The organism is Wolbachia endosymbiont of Trichogramma kaykai (assembly GCF_045765165.1).
Lineage (GTDB): Bacteria > Pseudomonadota > Alphaproteobacteria > Rickettsiales > Anaplasmataceae > Wolbachia.
Map to the genome: position 1 here is coordinate 365,135 of NZ_JBJJXK010000003.1, position 18,336 is coordinate 383,470.

Annotated in this window: 11 protein-coding genes, 1 tRNA gene and 1 pseudogene; 7 read left to right on the forward strand and 6 right to left on the reverse strand. The window is 34.2% G+C overall.

Annotated elements, in window-relative coordinates; translation table 11 throughout:
* Positions 1 to 216: 216 nt before the first annotated feature.
* Entirely contained in the window at positions 217 to 3,612 is a 3,396-nt protein-coding gene (locus tag wTKK_RS03910; protein WP_407512188.1) for a peptidase M2, read from the reverse strand.
* A 525-nt stretch (positions 3,613 to 4,137) separates the two neighbouring features.
* Here wTKK_RS03910 and wTKK_RS03915 point away from each other — a divergent pair.
* The 3 genes from wTKK_RS03915 to wTKK_RS03925 all read left to right on the forward strand — a co-directional run bounded on the left by wTKK_RS03915 (position 4,138) and on the right by wTKK_RS03925 (position 7,071).
* Positions 4,138 to 4,210: transfer RNA gene (locus wTKK_RS03915), tRNA-Val, on the forward strand.
* A 28-nt stretch (positions 4,211 to 4,238) separates the two neighbouring features.
* Positions 4,239 to 5,135: a cation diffusion facilitator family transporter gene (locus wTKK_RS03920; RefSeq protein WP_407512190.1), complete on the forward strand. Its 897-nt coding sequence runs from the start codon at positions 4,239 to 4,241 to the stop codon at positions 5,133 to 5,135.
* A gap of 55 nt (positions 5,136 to 5,190) precedes the next feature.
* The gene (locus wTKK_RS03925; protein WP_407512191.1) at positions 5,191 to 7,071 is read left to right on the forward strand and encodes a hypothetical protein; all 1,881 of its coding nucleotides are present in this window, start codon (positions 5,191 to 5,193) and stop codon (positions 7,069 to 7,071) included.
* Here wTKK_RS03925 and plsY read toward each other — a convergent pair.
* From plsY to wTKK_RS03950, 5 genes are all read right to left on the reverse strand, one after another.
* Positions 7,066 to 7,641: a glycerol-3-phosphate 1-O-acyltransferase PlsY gene (plsY, locus tag wTKK_RS03930; RefSeq protein ID WP_407512192.1), complete on the reverse strand. Its 576-nt coding sequence runs from the start codon at positions 7,639 to 7,641 to the stop codon at positions 7,066 to 7,068. The two genes, wTKK_RS03925 and plsY, sit on opposite strands and share 6 nt — an antisense overlap.
* Positions 7,642 to 7,878: 237 nt before the next feature.
* Positions 7,879 to 9,345: an alanine/glycine:cation symporter family protein gene (locus wTKK_RS03935; RefSeq protein WP_407512193.1), complete on the reverse strand. Its 1,467-nt coding sequence runs from the start codon at positions 9,343 to 9,345 to the stop codon at positions 7,879 to 7,881.
* A gap of 2 nt (positions 9,346 to 9,347) precedes the next feature.
* Positions 9,348 to 10,682 carry an alanine/glycine:cation symporter family protein gene (locus wTKK_RS03940; RefSeq protein WP_407512194.1) on the reverse strand — a complete coding sequence of 445 codons (1,335 nt, stop codon included), beginning with the start codon at positions 10,680 to 10,682 and terminating at the stop codon, positions 9,348 to 9,350.
* Positions 10,663 to 11,475, reverse strand: a complete 813-nt coding sequence (locus tag wTKK_RS03945) for a CDP-alcohol phosphatidyltransferase family protein (protein WP_407512195.1) — start codon at positions 11,473 to 11,475, stop codon at positions 10,663 to 10,665. Before wTKK_RS03945 ends, wTKK_RS03940 begins: the two co-directional genes overlap by 20 nt.
* Entirely contained in the window at positions 11,472 to 12,155 is a 684-nt protein-coding gene (locus tag wTKK_RS03950; RefSeq protein WP_407512197.1) for a phosphatidylserine decarboxylase, read from the reverse strand. Before wTKK_RS03950 ends, wTKK_RS03945 begins: the two co-directional genes overlap by 4 nt.
* 218 nt (positions 12,156 to 12,373) lie before the next feature.
* Here wTKK_RS03950 and wTKK_RS03955 point away from each other — a divergent pair.
* From wTKK_RS03955 to wTKK_RS03970, 4 genes and pseudogenes are all read left to right on the forward strand, one after another.
* Positions 12,374 to 13,297: pseudogene (locus wTKK_RS03955) on the forward strand (ankyrin repeat domain-containing protein).
* Between the two features lie 29 nt (positions 13,298 to 13,326).
* A complete protein-coding gene (locus wTKK_RS03960) occupies positions 13,327 to 14,556 on the forward strand; it encodes a hypothetical protein (RefSeq protein WP_407512198.1) in 1,230 nt (409 codons plus the stop codon).
* Positions 14,557 to 14,776: 220 nt separating this feature from the next.
* Positions 14,777 to 17,149, forward strand: coding sequence for a DNA topoisomerase (ATP-hydrolyzing) subunit B (gyrB, locus tag wTKK_RS03965; RefSeq protein WP_407512200.1), 2,373 nt, complete (start codon positions 14,777 to 14,779; stop codon positions 17,147 to 17,149).
* Between the two features lie 199 nt (positions 17,150 to 17,348).
* Positions 17,349 to 18,336 (forward strand): amidase (locus tag wTKK_RS03970; RefSeq protein WP_407512201.1); only part of this gene is annotated, 988 nt, incomplete at its 3' end.

The following is an 18,336-nucleotide window of genomic DNA, read 5'->3' on the forward strand; positions in this document are numbered from 1 at the left end:
AAGTATGTAGCAGACGATGTCATCCTAGTAGCCCCTTTTGTGTCATTACAGTGCGTGACACTGGAATCCATTTTTCCATCATAAGAAACGTTGATTACTTTTATACTTGCAAATTTAACTGGATCCCAGTGTCTGAGCACTGGTATGACACCATCATAAGGTGAATCAGTGTCAGCTACTTGAATGACAAGAAGAGGGCAGGGCCCTCCTTGTATATTAGATATAGGATGAGTTATGATCGTGATAAACGTGATCGCTTGCACAGTCGAACATTTTCACAAAACCATTCTCTAGATAGAGATTATATTCATGATGTTGATCTAATAACTCAAATTTATCTTGTGTTTCTAAGCTGAAGTGACTTGAATCTGATAGCAATTCGTAATTTGGATTATCTATTTTACTAATGCTGCTTATTACTTTGCCATTACCATTTGATATAGCCAAACTATAACTATCACCATCCTTCATTATTTTGATGGATACCTTATCTTCAGGTAACACTATAAGCTTTTTCGTATCACTATCGTGAATTAGAAATTTGCCATCTTTAAAGTAATACTTGTCTTCCGGCAAAGCGCCAACCTTATAATCTGATGTGTGCAGTTTGTTCCAAAAATCTAACACAGATTGCTTATCTGCTCCTTCTGCTCTATTATACAAGGCCTTTACATCATTATAATCTATGATTACATTTGCCTTATGCTTTCCTTCTACATCTCTATCATAGCTCTTTTCTATTTTCAAGATTGTGTCTTTCAACACTACCTGCTCTTTCTCCTCCACTGAATATGACCTTTTTGCCCTTGTTGGAATTTGTGGTTGATCAGACTGTATTTCACTATTGTCGTTTGATACAGTTCTCTCTTCAGCAACAACATTAGTAGTACTATGGCTCATGTTAACCTCTGTCTTAGTTTCACTTACTTGCCCTTTTGGACTTTCGGTTTGTTTCTCTTTTGTGAATATTCTCTGATAGTCCGTGTAGCCTCTGTTAGTATTGCCGATATCGCCACTGCCTTGATCGAAGGTTATTTTTTTGCTTTCATTTCCCATATTCTCAATTTCAACTTGAGGAGAAACAGATGCGAGGAAATCGTTATAACTGTAGTTATAATCAGCAGAAAAGAATATTTTTCCTTTGAAGTTATGGAAATTATTAGATAACATTCCAATTTCTTCATCAGTATCACCATCAAATAGTTTTACTTTAGTGAAATATCTTTGATTGTTGATTCTCACTATTTCACCACTTGAGTTTCTTTGTATCTGATAATCATTTGGATCATGTTTAATGGTAAAAAGTTTACCAGGGGCATATTTTTCTAAGTTTATAAGGCCCACATTTATATGTTTATGAGAATAATCTCTCTTTTCATATTCATGTGCAAATACTGGGTCAATATATTTGTATTCGTCTGGTATGCTACTGTATTCTCTTCCTTCAGAATCAGATGGTGCTAATTTATATTGTCCATCTTTTTCCACCAATTTTAGGTGAGTAACATTGCCTGGCAATTGAAACCTTACGTTTTTTCCATGATCATGAATGAACAAGTTACTTTCATTTATAACTTCACCTCTTTCATTTTTCATCTCTTCAGTGATATAGAAGCCCATATTTTTGAATGCATGTAGATTTTCGCCTCCTTGCTTTATAACCGCTTCGTATACATCGTCGTCTGTTCTATCAGTCCCTTTATCATCCAATAATGTTCCTTTTTCTACGATTATGCCGCTTTCTCTTTGCTCATCAGAATATTGAGCATGCTTTGAATCCTGATGATTTAGAATTTTGGTCCCTCTAAGAAGCAGAGAATCTAAATCTTTTTGAATGTGTCCAGTGCTAGGGTGCAACAATTCATTTTCATGTAAATGTGCTTCATCAAAGTATTCATCACGTTCAACTGTTCTGCCATCTATCAGAGAAGCTTTATAATGACCGTTTTCTTTTGTAATTGCCATATAAGCACCTCCATCATATTGAATATTCAAGTTATGCAATATGTCCTCAAAAACAAAAGTTTCTTTAGTTTGACCTTCAACTTGCTTAAAAAAGCCCGATTCGCTCGACAACTCTCCAAGCTTTGTATTCCCATCATATATAGATAGTGCACCCATATCTCCGTGACCAAGAGCTTGCATAGAAAAAATCTTGCCTTCTTGTAGATCAATATGATTTGTACCTCTTATCAAGTTTGGATCGATATTGACCAGCTCTCCTAATATTTTTGCTGCCTGAGGATTATTTTCAATCTCATCAACTGTTTTGTTTTTTAGTTGATCAAACTTTAAGAATGCTGGCCTGTATTTTGTATTTTCCTCATTACGTAACTCTTCAATAGTAATCTCTCCTTTATGATATTTTTGATACATTTCACCACGTTCTTTATTGAAATTATCGAATTTATCTGCCTCACTATTAATTTTTGTATCATATTTTGATAATATTCTAAAAGCCTGGTTTTTATACTCTTGACTGTTTTTATATTCATTACCTTGTTGGTCAGAGTAAGTTAGTTTATCCTGTCCATCAGGAGTTTTTACTACCTTTAAAAAATGATATTCCTTTGATATATCGAGGTTATCATTTGTTGCCCTATTAATAGCACGAGCAACATCATAAAATGCAACATGTTCTACAGGAGAAAAACTTCCAACGTTTTCTCCATCTATTTTTTCTATATTTGCTTTATAATACGATACATCTTTAATTTCTCCACCCAATATTTCTTGAACAGTTGCTATAAAATCTCCTTTTGTAACTTGCAAAGCGTTGAGATGTTCCATTGCAGTTTCTGTATCATCCTCAGTAAGCCAACTTTTGAAGTCAGCATCATGTCCTTTTATGTCTTTCAAGAAACTTTTTGATTCATCTGAGTTACCTTGACGTAAAGCATCTAGGTAGTCTCTTAATAAACTAGGATCTTTTTCCTGTAAGTACATTATCAACGCATGACCAGTTTTATACACTAAACTGTTTTCTTCACCATTGGCTGAGTATTGTAAATTTAAAATTCCACCTAGATCCAAATTTGCGGCTTCAGTTTTATCAATGCTTGACCCTTGAGCATTGAACTTGTGATCTGAATGATGTTCAAAGTAATCTGCAATTCCCTCCATTAATACTGTAGGTAGAGATTTTCCTCCTGTAGCCAAGTAAGTTAAACCATGTGCAAATTCATGCTGAAGGTTATGAACGCCACCTTGCTGATAGACATACATCTCAGCAAAAATATCAGCTTCTCCTTTGTAGTAACATTTACCACCTTCATCTCCAAGGTAAGAACCAAAACGTTCGCTTCCACCAAGGTGAGTGTAATCAGCCTTATCATCAAACACATAAATTTTGAACGTTTGTTCTGAGCTAACAGGCTCCAACTTAAATGCATCTTTAAAATTAGTAGCTGTTTCTCTTATCTCACTTTCAATGTGAGCAACTTTACTTGCTCTTAAATTATGAGAATAAACTTCTACTTTAATATTTAAATCTTTAACTTCTATTATATGCTTATTGTTAAAGTATTCTTCTTTAGTTATATTTTTATTTATTCGTCGATTGATTTTCATAATTCTGACCTCTAATTTATTAGCCTTTACAATATCAAGCATAAAGTGACTCATCTGAAAAAAACGTAAATTCTCATATTGGTATAACTTATATCTTAATAAAAAAGTATAGATAGTTAACTTAATATGTAACATTTAGAATGTGGCTAAAATTCTATAGCTAACCTTAGGTGGCTGCTAACAAGTAACGGAATTATAAATATTAAGAAATTTATCAATTTTAAAAAAGGCAAAAAAAAATCCCTATATAGCGAGTTTTGACCCTATAACAATGTAAATTGGCGTTGTAATAATGTGCTAACGCTTATTTCAAGCGCGATTTGGCTGAATGTAGAAAAAATAAAAAAGACATGCAGCCGCTATAATTTTCATGTAATTTGTCAATAAATATCTTAGTTTTTTTTACTGAATTTTTGTCATCGAACCCGTGAGGATCAAAAACAAGGATAAATACTCTTATCAGTATCGTAAGGAAAGTGTGGAGGTTTGTCAAGGAGTTTCATTCAGCAAGAAATCTAAAAGCAAATTGACTTCCATTCCACTGAAGCACTATACTAAAGCTACGATGGGTAATTAGCTCAGTTGGTAGAGCACTTGCTTGACGTGCAAGGGGTCGCTGGTTCGAGCCCAGTGTTACCCACGTTTTTTTGCTCATAAAAAGATTTTATATGATAGCAATGCACAATGGCAAACACTCAATAGCAGAGTCCAATCGCTTAATTTATTCCATAATAATAGTTGCAATAACAATGCTTATGGAGATAGTAGGTGGAGTAATTTCACACTCGCTTGCTCTGTTATCAGATGCAGGGCATATGCTCACTGATCTTTTTGCCTTGATTTTAAGCTGGGTAGCGCACAAATTTTCAGCTAAGAAATCTGATTTACAGAGGTCATATGGGTATCACAGATTGCAGATAATTGCAGCATTTGTTAATGGTTTAACTCTATTTTTCATTGCAGCTGTCATTATAATTGAATCAATAAAGAGATTCATTTGTCCGGTCAATGTTGAATGGAAAGTAATGCTAATAATTGCTACACTTGGCCTGATCTCTAACATTATAGTCTTTTTTATATTACATAGTAAATGCGAAAGTAATATAAACATAAAAAGTGCTGTATTGCATGTTATCGGAGATATTTTAGGTTCTGTAGCTGCTATACTTGCATCCATAATTATCATGTTTACCGGATGGCAAATAGTGGACCCTATTTTGTCAGTATTTGTCAGTGTAATAATCTTAAACAGTGGCTATAAAATTCTCAAGAATTCTTGCCATATACTCCTTGAAGGTACACCTGATAGTGTATCTGCTGAGGAGATAAAAAGTGAGATTGTATCTAAGTTACCTGAAGTGATAGATGTGCATCATATACATGCATGGTCACTATCTGATAATTATTTTATACTTACTATGCATGCCAAGATAAAGCAAAATGGACAACACACTAATATTTTGTATGAGATAAAAAAAATACTATTAAATAGGTTCGAAATTGCGCACTCTACAGTTGAAGTTGAATACGATGAGTGCGTAGACAGTAAAATAATTAAGCATTGACATCTATAGGCTATTTGTTATTGTTACAATATCACAATGCTGAGGAGAGTAGTTTATGATAGGTGTTTCCCAAATACAAGTTCCTGCAAGGGATTCTTGCAAATTAAGGAGATTAAGTTACGTCGCATCTCTTGTTTCTTTAAGCATTTTAACTAATCCTGCCGATCTCATTTTATCTTCTGCCGCACTTTTTTTTAGATCTGAAATGCAAACTTTTTACATTTATAAAGACATAAAAGCTGCAAAGCGGGAAAAAATAAGTAAAAAGGAATATTGGAAAATATTTTTTGAGAAAAATAAAATTAAGGCAGCATCTTTCCTTTTATTTTCTGCTTTTGTAGCATATCTAACTTTTACAACTACTTTTCTACTTGTTTCGTTATTTGCAACAATACCACTTGCAATGGTTTTAATTCTATTACAAAGTGAATCAAGGCCAAAGGATCTTAGTCCATTTACGTTACTCAAAGCTGCTATGCATCTCTTTTTAGAAGGTATGAAAGAACGTACTCGCAGTATGCTGAATCAGCTTGATGTTGCTGATGAGCATTTACTGCCCCATAAAGTGGATGAAGATGTTATTAATAATACTGTTAAGTTAGCACGCAAATATGGTCCAGTACCAGAAGACGCTACTAATAATGAGAGATTTAAAGAATTTATTGAATATATAAATCGCTTAGATACGCTTGATGGCCAACCATTTAGTAATGAGAATAAGGGAAAATTAGTAATGTTTTTGCAAGACTTTTGCGAACGTGATGAGAAACATTTATCTGGCTTCACTGGTGGACAAATTCTTCTGTTAGTTCTTAGAGCCTGCAATGATGGAGGAGATGTGAAAAATAAAAAAGAAGCGTTGATTGCAAATTTACTAGATAGCCAAACTTTCTCTAGAAAAGAACTAATTCCTAACACATGTCTTACTGGTATTATCTGCAGAATGTTAAGTTCATTAGAGGGTACTCATTCCGATCCAGAGATTGAGTTTAGAGCACCTAGAGGAATGCTCATTGTAGAAGCAAAAAATCGAGCACGTGAGTTTATGTTAGACAGGCTAAAAAATAAGAAAAACAGTAAAGAAATTCTTAGGGCTTGGCATGACGTCGGAAATAATTATGAAGATGATAAAAGTCAAAAAGTAGTTGATGATTTTATTGCAGAAGTAAGTATTCCCTTAATGAGAAATTTACTGAGTTCTACTCCTCGATTTACCGAACAACTTGTAGCGTTGTTAATGAGAAATATTAACTCTGTAGAGTTAAATAAATTAGAGCATTCTAAATTGAATCAATACATAAGAAATAAATTACAAGATCATGATTTAGGTAATCATATTGAAAATATCAAAGAAAAAGTCTTTTTGAAGCTTTTAAATTGTGATTTACTTAAAACAGATTTTTCTCTCCAGGATTCATCTTTAGATGAAGCTAAGAGAATAGCTGATAGGGTAATAGAGGAAGAAATTAAGGAATTTAGGCTAAAAGCTGAGAAGAAGTTTAAAGGTCAAGTGCACGGAATATTAGATTATTTCAGAATGTTACCACTAGAGCAAAGGTGTTATAGGGTATGCAGAATACTGAGTCAAAATAGCAGAGACGGTAAAGAAGAAATAAAGAAAATTCTACAAGAAAAGCTAGCAATAACAGAAGCAGTGATAAATGACATGTTAAAAAAAGAAGCTTCACGCAGGCTAGAGATAGAGATTGGAGATATTTATAATAAAAATAAGGGCGATGTAGCCACACTTTATAAACAAATACAAGAAGTGAAGCAAAGATTCATTAAAGATGGATTTTTAATACCTCGAGAATTAGAGAGTATAATAAGAGAAAAAATTATAATCTTAAATGAAGAAGATAAAATAATACCATCAGGCACTTTATCTCGATCTCGTAGTTTAAGTGTCAGTGGTTTAACATCTCATCGCTTATAAAAACTTATGCTCTCTGCCTTGCAGAAGATTTGCAATATTTTTGTAATGCTTCAAGAAAATTAATATCGCTACAGTGAGTAGTATAAGGAATAACTCCTTTTGAAAAAAGAAAGATGCTATAGCGGCTGCTGCAGTAGCAGCCAAGGAAGCAAGAGAGGAGTACCGAAAGACAAAAAATACTATTATCCATACAAGTACAAATGCTAATGCTATAGAAATGTTAAGTGCTATCAAAGCTCCCAAAGTTGTTGCAACCCCTTTTCCTCCATTGAACCTTAGCCAAATAGGAAACATATGCCCTAGAAGTGCTAAAATTGCAGATACATATATATAAAAATTGTTATTATCACAAAATTGTTGTGCTGTATAAACCGCGACAAATCCTTTCAAAGAGTCTAAAAATAATGCGAGGACAGCAAGTCTCTTATTTCCTGTTCTTGCAACATTTGTAGCACCAATGTTTCCTGAACCTACTTCTCTTAAATTTATACCATTTATTTTTGCAATAACTAAGCTAAACGGTATTGAACCTAGTATGTAGGATAATATAAGAATTATATATTTCTCCATTATTCTAGCATCCTCTCTCTTTTCATCCCAGTGCGTGACACTGGGATCCAGCGAACTTTATTCGCAAACGAATCTAGTAGATAAATATAAAATTTTACATTAAAATATAACACTAGGGTGGAACTATATGTAAAATAGGTCCCAGCTTCACGCACTGGGATAACAAAAGGGAATTTTGCTATGAAAAGAAGATGACACTGGAATAACATCTGTTGTTGTACCTTCATATGCCATAATTTAACTAATTTTATTATTCCTTAGCCTTTTTAGATAACATTGGACTTCATTGTTAATCTGATTGCTAAACAGTATAAGTGCTGCCATATTGATGAGTGCTAAACAAGAGAATAAAGCCCCACCAATATTAGCAATAGCCATTATATCTTTAGACAAACCTGACAAAAATGCAACTACCACCACCGCTATACGATATATCACTACACTTTTGATACCAAACAAATACAGCCATCCCATTTCACAACAATATACAAATGAAGTTACTGAGGAAAACGCAAACAAAGGCGCAGCGATGGTTAAAAGTATAGGAAACCAAGAAGAAACCGTTTCAAATGCTTTTTGGGTAATCAATATTCCCTCGCCAATGCAGGTCTGGTATGCACCTGTTATTACTATTGTTATTCCTGTCAAGCAACAAATGAACATTGTATCAAAGCATGGTTCTATCATCGCAACCAGCCCAGCTCTAACTGGCTCCTCATCTTTAGCTACTGCGTGAGTGATTGCAGCAGAACCAACACCTGCTTCACTGGCAAAAATTGCTCTTTGAATTCCAGCAACAAATGCTCCTACTACTCCTCCACCAACAGCATTGAAGTCTATCATACTTGAAAACAATATTTTTAATGTATTGCTAAAATTGTGAATATTGAATGCAATAATCGTGAAACAACTCAAAATATATATGAGTGACATAATAGGCACCAGTGCAGAAGAGACTTTAGCTATTCTCCCGATTCCACCGATAATCACTAGAGCAAGTAATGTAGAAATTATGGAAGAGAGAAACCAAGGATGACCATCTATCCAATTTGAATAGCCAGATAATATTGAAACCATTTGGTTAGTCTGAAATGCCACACTTCCACCAAGACCTGATAGTACAAAAAACACTGCATATATTGCAGCTAGGACAATACCAAGTTTCTTAAATCCAAATTTCTCTAGTCCATTTCTTATATATTGAAAGGGACCACTGAATAACTGCTCCTGGCCCTCTGTTCTGTGTCTGAATGCTAAAGTTACTTCAGCAAACTTTGCAGACATACCAAAAAAACCTGTAATCATCATCCAAGGTACCGCTCCTGGCCCTCCCGCTGAAATTGCGATTGCAACACCAGCAACAGTTCCAAGACCTACTGTGCTTGACAGCGCGGTTACAAATGCCTGAAAATGCGTAATGTGACCATCATGATGATCTGTGTCATATTTTCCACATAAAATAGCGAACGCGTGCTTAAACATTCTTATGTTGAGAAATCTAAAACGTAGTGTTAGAAATATATAACCAAAGGCCAATATAAGAATTATAAATGGTACGTGAAAGATCTTGAAAAACAACACTTCATTCATGAAGTCGCTTACTCCATTTAATGCAGTGTCATAATTTTTATGAAAAACTGAAGCAGCGTATACATCATTAAATGGTAGGCAAAATAACACTATATAAATCATTCTACAAATCATGTTTAATACCTTTTGTAATAAGAATCTATTATATTTAAGACTTCCTTTCTCAGTAGATATATCGCAACAGCATTTGGAATCATAAGGCACATAAACAGGCTATCACCTAAATAAGATATAAATTCTATATTTTTTGATATACAGCTGATATACACTGAACCCACTATAAAAAACTGAAACAATATCAGTAGTTTTTTGTTACCAAACAAGTACACTAGGGCAACTTGACAGTAGTAATAGTAAGCTATTATTGTGGAAAATGCAAAGGAAAACATTATCAGCGGAAGAGCTAGCTTGCTAAATGAAGGTAAGGCTGTTGAAAATGCTGAGCTAACTAACGTAATATCACCTACGGTATTAGTGATATGCATATCAGTAATAATTATCACAATACCAGTCAAAAATGAGACTAATATTGTGTCTACAAATGGTGCAATCATTGCAACACTTCCAACTTTAACTGGGTCTTTCTCTTTTACAATCGAATGTGCTATAGCTGCTGTTCCAGTACCTGCTTCATTAGCAAATACTGACCTTCTTACCCCTGCTATTAATCCACTCAATACTCCACCTCCTATAGCTGATTTGTTAAAGATATCTTGAAATATTATAGATAGAGCATTCAGTAGATTATTTCCGTTTACATAGATTAAATATATACACATGCCTACATATAACATTATCATGATCGGCCCTAAACCTGTTGCAACTAAAGCAATTCGCTTTATTCCTCCTAGTGTTACAATTAATACAAATAGCGAGATAATAACAGATGTGTTGTATTCAAATAAGTTACTTGACAACGCTGTAATTTGGTTTGCCTGAAATGGTATGCCGCCTAGAATCATTGCAGCAAGCAGCATAACTGCGTAGATAAATGCAAGGAATTTGCCAGTCTTAATAAATCCAATCTTTGCAAGTCCATGTTCCATATAATAAAAAGCCCCACCAGTTGTGTTTTCAGAGCGATAAGTAAATGCAAGCACTACTTCAGCAAATTTTATTGACATGCCAAGTACCCCGGTAATTATCATCCAAAAAACTGCACTTGGCCCCCCTATCATAATAGCTATTGCAACTCCTGATATTGTTCCAAGACCAACTGTTCCTGAAATTACCGTTGCAAATGCCTGAATGTGGGTGATTATGCCGTTATTATTATGGCTCTCTAGGTTGAACAGTGTTTGTATCCCATATTTGAACAACCTAAAGTTAATGAATTTGAATCGAATCGTACAAAAAACCCCAGTTGCAATTACCCAAATAATTATAAATGGTATGTTGAATATCCTTATATATAAAAAAGAGTTTAATAGATCAGTTACTTTTATAATCATGCTGCTCACTATTTTTATATAGCTGGCTAGTTTTATACGCGTAATGTATATAAAGTCCGGTACTTATTGGAATAGTCAAGATATACACTGCACCTAAAATTGGTAGTGTTATCCAGGGCTTACTTATAAAAAATATGATCAATATTCCAAAAAATGACACAAATATATAGGATAAACTTTTAGGGACATAAATGTATTTTGCAGAGAAAGTTGGAATATGACTTATCGAAAAAAATGAGATGGTCAAAAAGTAACAAGCTGTATTCTTTACGTTAAAAAATTGCTCTATAATAAGTAGATATTCACTTTCATGAGATTGAAAGGTAACAATTATTGGTAACAGAGCGAGTAAAGCACATACAGGAGCTGGAACACCAGAAAAGAAAATTTTTTTCCAGTATAATTGCTCTGAGTGTAGCGAAACATTGAATCTTGCAAGTCTTATTGATATGCAGATTACATATATCATTACTAAGATCCATCCTACAACTTTAATTTCATTTAACTTCCAAAAATATAAAAGAAAAGCAGGTGCTGAACCAAAATTTAGAAAATCTGCAAAAGAATCGAGTTGTGCTCCAAAATCGCTAGTTGATTTTAAAATTCTGGCTATCCTGCCGTCCATTCCATCTATTATTGCTGCAATGATAATAAAAACTGCTGAAAATTCCCACTGTTCATTAAATGTGAATTTAAGTGAAGTAAGGCCAGCACATAAACCTAGTAAAGTTATAAAATTTGGGAATAACTTGGCAATAGGTAAAAATTTACTGTTACTTTCATCATTATTCATATAACATCAAAAGTAAGCTTTTCTTGTTTATTGAAATCTGCTATAACCGTTTCACCGCCAATAACAGTTTGCCCTTCTGAAACTCTTACTTCTATGTCAATGGGAATATAAATATTTACTCTGCTACCAAATCTTATAATTCCAAATCTTTCACCTGCTTTTACACCCTGAGATGTCCTCAAATTACAAACAATACGGCGTGCAATAAATCCAGCTATTTGCTCTACAATGATTTCTTTTCCCTTCTCATATTCAATTGCAATAACCTGCTTTTCATTCTCATTACTAGACCTATTGCTTATTGCGGAAACAAACTTGCCTTTTTTATAACTCATTTCCTTTATTGTACCAGATATTGGTATACGATTCACATGAACATTCAAAACACTTAGAAATATGCTGACGAGTGTAAACCTCTTCTCTTCTCCATTTTCTGCTGACAAAGGGTAACTAACTTCTTCAATCTTTGAAATCACACCATCAGCGGGGCTTAATATAAAATCCTTATTGCTTGGTACAGCTCTTGCTGGATCACGAAAAAAATAGGTACATAATAACGTTGGAAACAAGCAAGTAATTCCAGCTCCCCAAGATATAGAGAATGCTATACATGTTACGACAAAGGAAACAACGATAAATAAATAACCTTCTCTGTTTATGTTAGGTAAACCAAAGCACATAATTTATTCTCGATAGTTCATTATTAATAATTTATCATTTATAATTTCTCATGAAAAGCTTTTTTTCACTTCTTCACTTTTGGAATGCTTATATAAGCATTGATGGATATTAAATCTTTAATAAAAATTAAAGATTTTTAGCTGTTGTTAATATTATTTTAATAAAAAATTAATAATTATTCTTAATAGTATATGAATTATTATGTTCGTAATTTCGTATGACAGGGGAAATAGAAAAAGATGAATCTCCTTCCTTATACTCTGCAATTCGGATGGGTGATATTGAAGCTACAGAGCTGGTAATAAAGTTTGGTGAAATGTCAATGATAACAATGATAATTATGAACGTAATCGTACACCACTACATATTGCTATCGGGTATAAGTAGTTTGAAATAGCGAAATTTCTGATAAATAACGGAGCAAACGTTAACGCAAAAACTGGAAATCATGGCAAAGATGACTTAACATCAATGCACCTTGCAATTTTTGCAAACACGCCAGAGTTTATAGAATTGCTAGCTAGCAATGGTGCGTCAATTGATGAAAGAGAAAGCACTGAAGGACATACACCTTTTCACCTTTCTACCCTATATGGAAATAGAAGTGTAATACAAGCTTTAGTTGACAAGGGACAGAATTGTTGAAGATGTTGATAATAGTGGGCGTACAGCTTTATTTTTAGCTACTAGGCAATGCACTGAAGCAAATGATGATAGCAGAGTAGAAGTTATCGAGTATTTGATAAATAAACTCAAAGCAGACATAACGAAAAAAGATAATAATAACAACACAATACTTTTTCCTGCTGCTAATAATTGTCCTGGAAAAGTAGTGGAACTCATCATTAAACAATATATAGAAAGCTTTGGTAGAGATCGGTTGAAGAATTTTATCAACCACAAAAATAAAGCTGGAATGGATGCCTTGGATATTGCACTCAATAGTGGAAATGAAAAGGCCATTGAAGTGCTTAGCTCATATGGAGCAAATATCGAGAATAAAGTAACTCCCAAGATTACTGTAGAAAAACCAAATAGTACCTTAGATGGAGCGGAAAGTATAGAAGTGGTATCCCCAATCAAACAAAAAAAAAGCAGCTCTAAATTCCTTGTTTTATTTACATTCTTTACTACAATGTGAAATATTAATGTTAGGATGAGGTATATTTCATGTTTGCAGGTCAAAATGATAATCAACAGCGAAATAGAGAAGTACAGCTTTTGATGGAAAGGCTTCAAAATGGTTACAACAGCACTAATAAGATTAAAAGATTCATTAACATAGTTTTATTAGTAAGTATAATTCCTTCACTTTTTCTTTTTTTACAGAGCCTTTTGTATTTATTTTTAGTAAATTATTTTTTCAAATCAAGGGAAAATGAAAAAAGATTATCAGCATGGCCAAAAAATGTTGTTAGAATGACATTAAGCGTTTTGGTAGTTATACCACTTATTGGTTGCTCTGTGCTTTCGTTACTGCCTGTATTGTGCTTATGGTTGCTAAACAAACCACGCGTTGAAGGAATGCGGCAGATTAACGTTTTTGCGCGACAAATTCTAGAGGGGGAAAGGCCTTATTTCGTTCAAGATTTAGTAGGAGATCGTTTTATGCAACAAACTACTCATGACCCAAGTGTAGTTGCTAGTATAAACTTGAGTGTTGATAGACTCATAGAAAAGTATAAAGGGAATTTAAGCAAAGATGAATTCTATGTACAGCTAAATAGAGGCAACATAACCGACGTTGAAGAGTACATCAAACAGTCAAATGAATTTACAGAAGGCGATAAATCTCATGCACTTGAATGCTTAAGATTTATCAATAGAACAGGAGATGATTTTAAAGACAATCATAGTAATTTAACACTAAAGCAAGCAGCTATTTTATGTTGGAAAGCCTGCAATGATAGAAATACAGGAACAGAGAATCAAAGAACTCCTTTGAATAATGAAGACATAAAAAACAGAAAAGATATGTTTTTAAAAGGTCTTGTAGACGCTGCAACAACTTACGGTGCTCGAGGTCAAAGTTGTGCAGGTGGAACATATAATAAACTATTTGAGTCTTTATCTGGCTTACATCCATCAGTGGTTATTACACTCGATAGAGAAGAGGCTAGAGCAATGATAAAAGCAGCGATCACACAGGAATTCCCTAAAATGGCCATAGCCAATTTCACCAATTTCTCTGGAGCAGAACAAGAAAGGATCAGTAGCGAGTTACCAGAGTTGTCATCTGAAACAGTAAGGTATATTACGACTACGCATTCAGCTCTTGAGAGAAGGTGTCAAGAGTTAGGCAATAGATTAAACAATGATAAAAAGAATGAAATATTAGAAGAGTGTATGAGCAACTTATCCTTTGTTGAGCTAGAAAGTCCAATTGAAATAAAAAAGTAAATTGTATTTGATTGTAGCCATTTATCTTGAGATATGAGGCGGAGTTTGTATGATTATTTGAACTTCAGTTTATGTATTGAAATAACATGTAAAACCGCTTCGTATAGGTGATATGTTATGTTTTATCTATATGTCAAGGATCCTTCTCTCAACTTAAAGATGTTGCTAATCAGCACATACAAATGTAGTATTAATTAATATTTATAGATAAAGCAATTCCATGGAAAGTAACTATAACGCTGACGCAATAAAAATCCTAAGAGGTCTTGATGCTGTGAGAAAGCGTCCGGGTATGTATATTGGTGACACTGATGATGGATCAGGCTTGCACCATATGGTGTATGAGGTTGTTGACAATGCGATAGATGAGTCTTTGGCTGGGTATTGCAGTAAGATTGAAGTTAGCATAAATGAAGATGGTTCAGTTTCTGTAACCGACAACGGTCGTGGCATTCCAACAGACATTCACCCAGAGGAAGGGATATCAGCAGCAGAAGTGATAATGACCCAATTACATGCAGGAGGTAAATTTGACAGCAATTCCTATAAGGTTTCTGGAGGATTACATGGTGTTGGAATTTCAGTTGTTAATGCGTTATCTAGTTGGCTGGAATTAACCATCTGGCGCAATAAAAAAGAACATTTTATGCGCTTTGAAGATGGTGAGTCTGTTGAATCTTTAAAGATAATTAATGAAAACACAAATAAAAGAGGAACTAGAGTAAGGTTTATGCCATCAACGGGGACTTTTAGTAGTATTGATTTTAGTTACTCCACTCTTGAGAGTCGCATCAGAGAATTGGCATTTTTAAACTCAAATATTGAGATCATTTTGTGTGATCTCCGTAATAAACCACATGTAAAGTCTCATTTTAACGATGGTAAAGAGTCTGAGGATAATTTTGGTACAGCTAATTTTGTACGGTACTTAGACAAGAATAAGACACATGTTACTAAAATTGCCAGCATTAGAGATAATGTAAGAGATCTAGGTACCAGTGTAGAAATATCAATGGAGTGGAATGATTCCTACTATGAGAATATGCTATGCTTCACAAATAATATAAGACAACGGGATGGTGGTACGCATTTGGCGGGGTTTAGATCTGCACTGACCAGATGTATCAATAACTATGCAAACAATGAAGGTTTTTTGAAGAAGGCAAAAGTGAATTTGACTGGAGAAGATGTTAGAGAAGGCTTAACTTGTGTTTTATCTCTCAAGATGCCTGATCCTAAATTTTCTTCACAGACAAAAGATAAGTTGGTCAGTTCTGAAGCGCGGGCGGTTGTAGAGAGCATAGTTTTTGACAAGTTTAGTACAATACTTGAAACTGACCCCAAGTTAGCAGCAAGTATAGTAGAAAGAGCGATTAGGTCAGCAAAAGGAAGAGAAGCCGCAAGAAAAGCACGAGAGTTAGTTAAAAATAAAAACAATATTAATATTGCAACTCTACCTGGAAAGCTTGCTGATTGTCAGGAAAAAGTTCCTGAGTTATCGGAATTATTTATAGTAGAGGGTAATTCAGCAGGTGGTACTGCAAAGCAGGGACGTAATCGTAAAACACAGGCGGTACTTGCTTTAAGAGGGAAAATTCTAAATGTAGAACGTGCAGGGCTGGATCGTATTTTTTCATCTGCAGAAATTGGCTCTCTGATCACGGCAATTGGGGCTGGAATAGGGAGTGAGAACTTCGATATTGAAAAAACTAGGTATCATAAAATTATCATCATGACAGACGCAGATGTTGATGGCTCGCATATAAGAACTTTGATTCTAACTTTCTTTTTTAGACATATGCGTGAAGTAATTGAAAAAGGATATTTATACATAGCGCAGCCACCTCTCTATAAAGTTACAAAAAATGCTAAAGATACTTATATCAAAGATGATGAAACTTTTGAAGATTATATAGTAAATTCAGCGATTAAAAGATTAACACTAAATGGTGTAGGCAAAGATTTGCGTTTCGTTTTGAATAAGTGTCTCAGTATTTCAAACATTAGTAAAAATTATGATAGGGAAATACCAAAAGATCTCTTAGAATCATTGCTAATTTTAAGCAAAAAGAATGCTCTATTCTCTGCTGATGAGATATTAAAATATTTAAAATTGATGTATAGTGAATACAATTGGGAAGTAGAAGTGAAAGATGAGGAAATTCACATTGCTAAATTGTTTCAAGGGTTAGCAGACAAATATGTATTCTCGCTTAGTATGCTTGAAAGCAAAGAAATACGGAATATATTGAGTTCTCTTGAGAACATAATTGACTTATTTAATGGTGATTCATTTTTACAGTTGCAAGAAACTGAAATAAAAATAAAGTCTCCAAGTGCACTCGCAAAAATAGTGATGGATTATGGTAAAAAAGGTTTAACTCTGCAGAGATTTAAAGGCCTTGGTGAAATGAATGCTGATCAGCTTTGGGAAACTACACTCAATCCAGAAACTAGAACTCTGTTAAAAGTTGAAATAAAAGATTGTGAGGAAGCAGATAGTATATTCTCGGTGCTAATGGGTGATATAGTTGAACCACGTCGTGACTTTATAAATAAAAATGCACTTAACGTGCATGATATTGATATTTGATTTTAGAAATCTAGATATGAAGGCCCTTAGGGCTTGTGATTCCAGCATTGTGTGCCGACACAACATTTAAAACGTACTACTAATCAGTCTATTTCAGAAATCTGAATTGATCTTGATTGTATTCCTATTTTCGATCATAAATATATAGATTTCTGCCCTACTGTTGTTATAATTAGTACCTCGCTAAAATTGAATATTAATGAATGAATTGAGAAGGCTCACTATTACAGAGATGCATGATGGACTAAGGCGGGGGGATTTTTCTGCTGTTGAGCTTGTAGAGACGCATGTTAATGCAGTCGAAAATGAGCAACTGAATGCATTTGTAACAAAAACCCCAGAAATCGCGATAAAAGCTGCTAAAATAGCAGATGAATACTTTTTGAAACAAAAAGATAATATTTCATCACTTATGGGCATACCAGTTGGTGTTAAAGATTTATTCTGTACACAAGGAATAAAAACAACAGCATGCTCAAAAATGCTGGAAAATTTCATCCCTACTTATGAATCTACGGTATCTAATGTGCTTTTAAAAAGTGGAGCAGCCATGCTTGGTAAACTTAACATGGATGAATTTGCTATGGGCTCTGCGAACACAAATAGCTATTTTGGTCCTGTTAAAAATGTATGGATTAGAAAAAGTGACGGAGAAAAAGTTGTTCCTGGTGGATCATCTGGTGGATCTGCAGCATCAGTTGCTGGGTTTTTATGCGCTGGAGCATTAGGAAGCGATACTGGTGGGTCTGTACGTCAACCAGCAGCTTATTGCGGAGTAGTGGGAATAAAGCCAACTTATGGAAGGTGTTCGCGTTTTGGTATGATTGCATTTGCGAGCTCTCTTGATCAAGCAGGAGTAATTACCCGTTCCGTTTCTGATTCAGCGTTAATGCTGGAAACAATTTGTGGCTATGATGAAAAAGATTCAACATCGAGCGAAAGACCAGTGCCTAAATTCTCTAATCTTATAAATGGTGATATCAAGGGTAAGCGCATTGGTATACCAAAAGAATATAGAATGGATGGGATTTCAGAAGAAATCGTTCATCATTGGGAAAAAGTTTCTTCCAATTTAAAAGAAAATGGTGCTGAAGTTGTTGACATTACTCTGCCTCATACTAAATATGCGATACCGGTTTACTATCTAATTTGTTCTGCTGAAACCTCATCTAACCTTGCTCGCTATG

Coding starts and splice junctions, on each gene's coding strand:
- wTKK_RS03950 (WP_407512197.1), bottom strand. CDS start 12,155: ATGTGCTTTGGTTTACCTAACATAAACAGAGAAGGTTATTTATTTATC.
- wTKK_RS03925 (WP_407512191.1), top strand. CDS start 5,191: ATGATAGGTGTTTCCCAAATACAAGTTCCTGCAAGGGATTCTTGCAAA.
- wTKK_RS03940 (WP_407512194.1), bottom strand. CDS start 10,682: ATGATTATAAAAGTAACTGATCTATTAAACTCTTTTTTATATATAAGG.
- wTKK_RS03920 (WP_407512190.1), top strand. CDS start 4,239: ATGATAGCAATGCACAATGGCAAACACTCAATAGCAGAGTCCAATCGC.
- wTKK_RS03960 (WP_407512198.1), top strand. CDS start 13,327: ATGTTTGCAGGTCAAAATGATAATCAACAGCGAAATAGAGAAGTACAG.
- plsY (WP_407512192.1), bottom strand. CDS start 7,641: ATGGAGAAATATATAATTCTTATATTATCCTACATACTAGGTTCAATA.
- wTKK_RS03910 (WP_407512188.1), bottom strand. CDS start 3,612: ATGCTTGATATTGTAAAGGCTAATAAATTAGAGGTCAGAATTATGAAA.
- wTKK_RS03935 (WP_407512193.1), bottom strand. CDS start 9,345: ATGATTTGTAGAATGATTTATATAGTGTTATTTTGCCTACCATTTAAT.
- wTKK_RS03945 (WP_407512195.1), bottom strand. CDS start 11,475: ATGAATAATGATGAAAGTAACAGTAAATTTTTACCTATTGCCAAGTTA.
- gyrB (WP_407512200.1), top strand. CDS start 14,777: ATGGAAAGTAACTATAACGCTGACGCAATAAAAATCCTAAGAGGTCTT.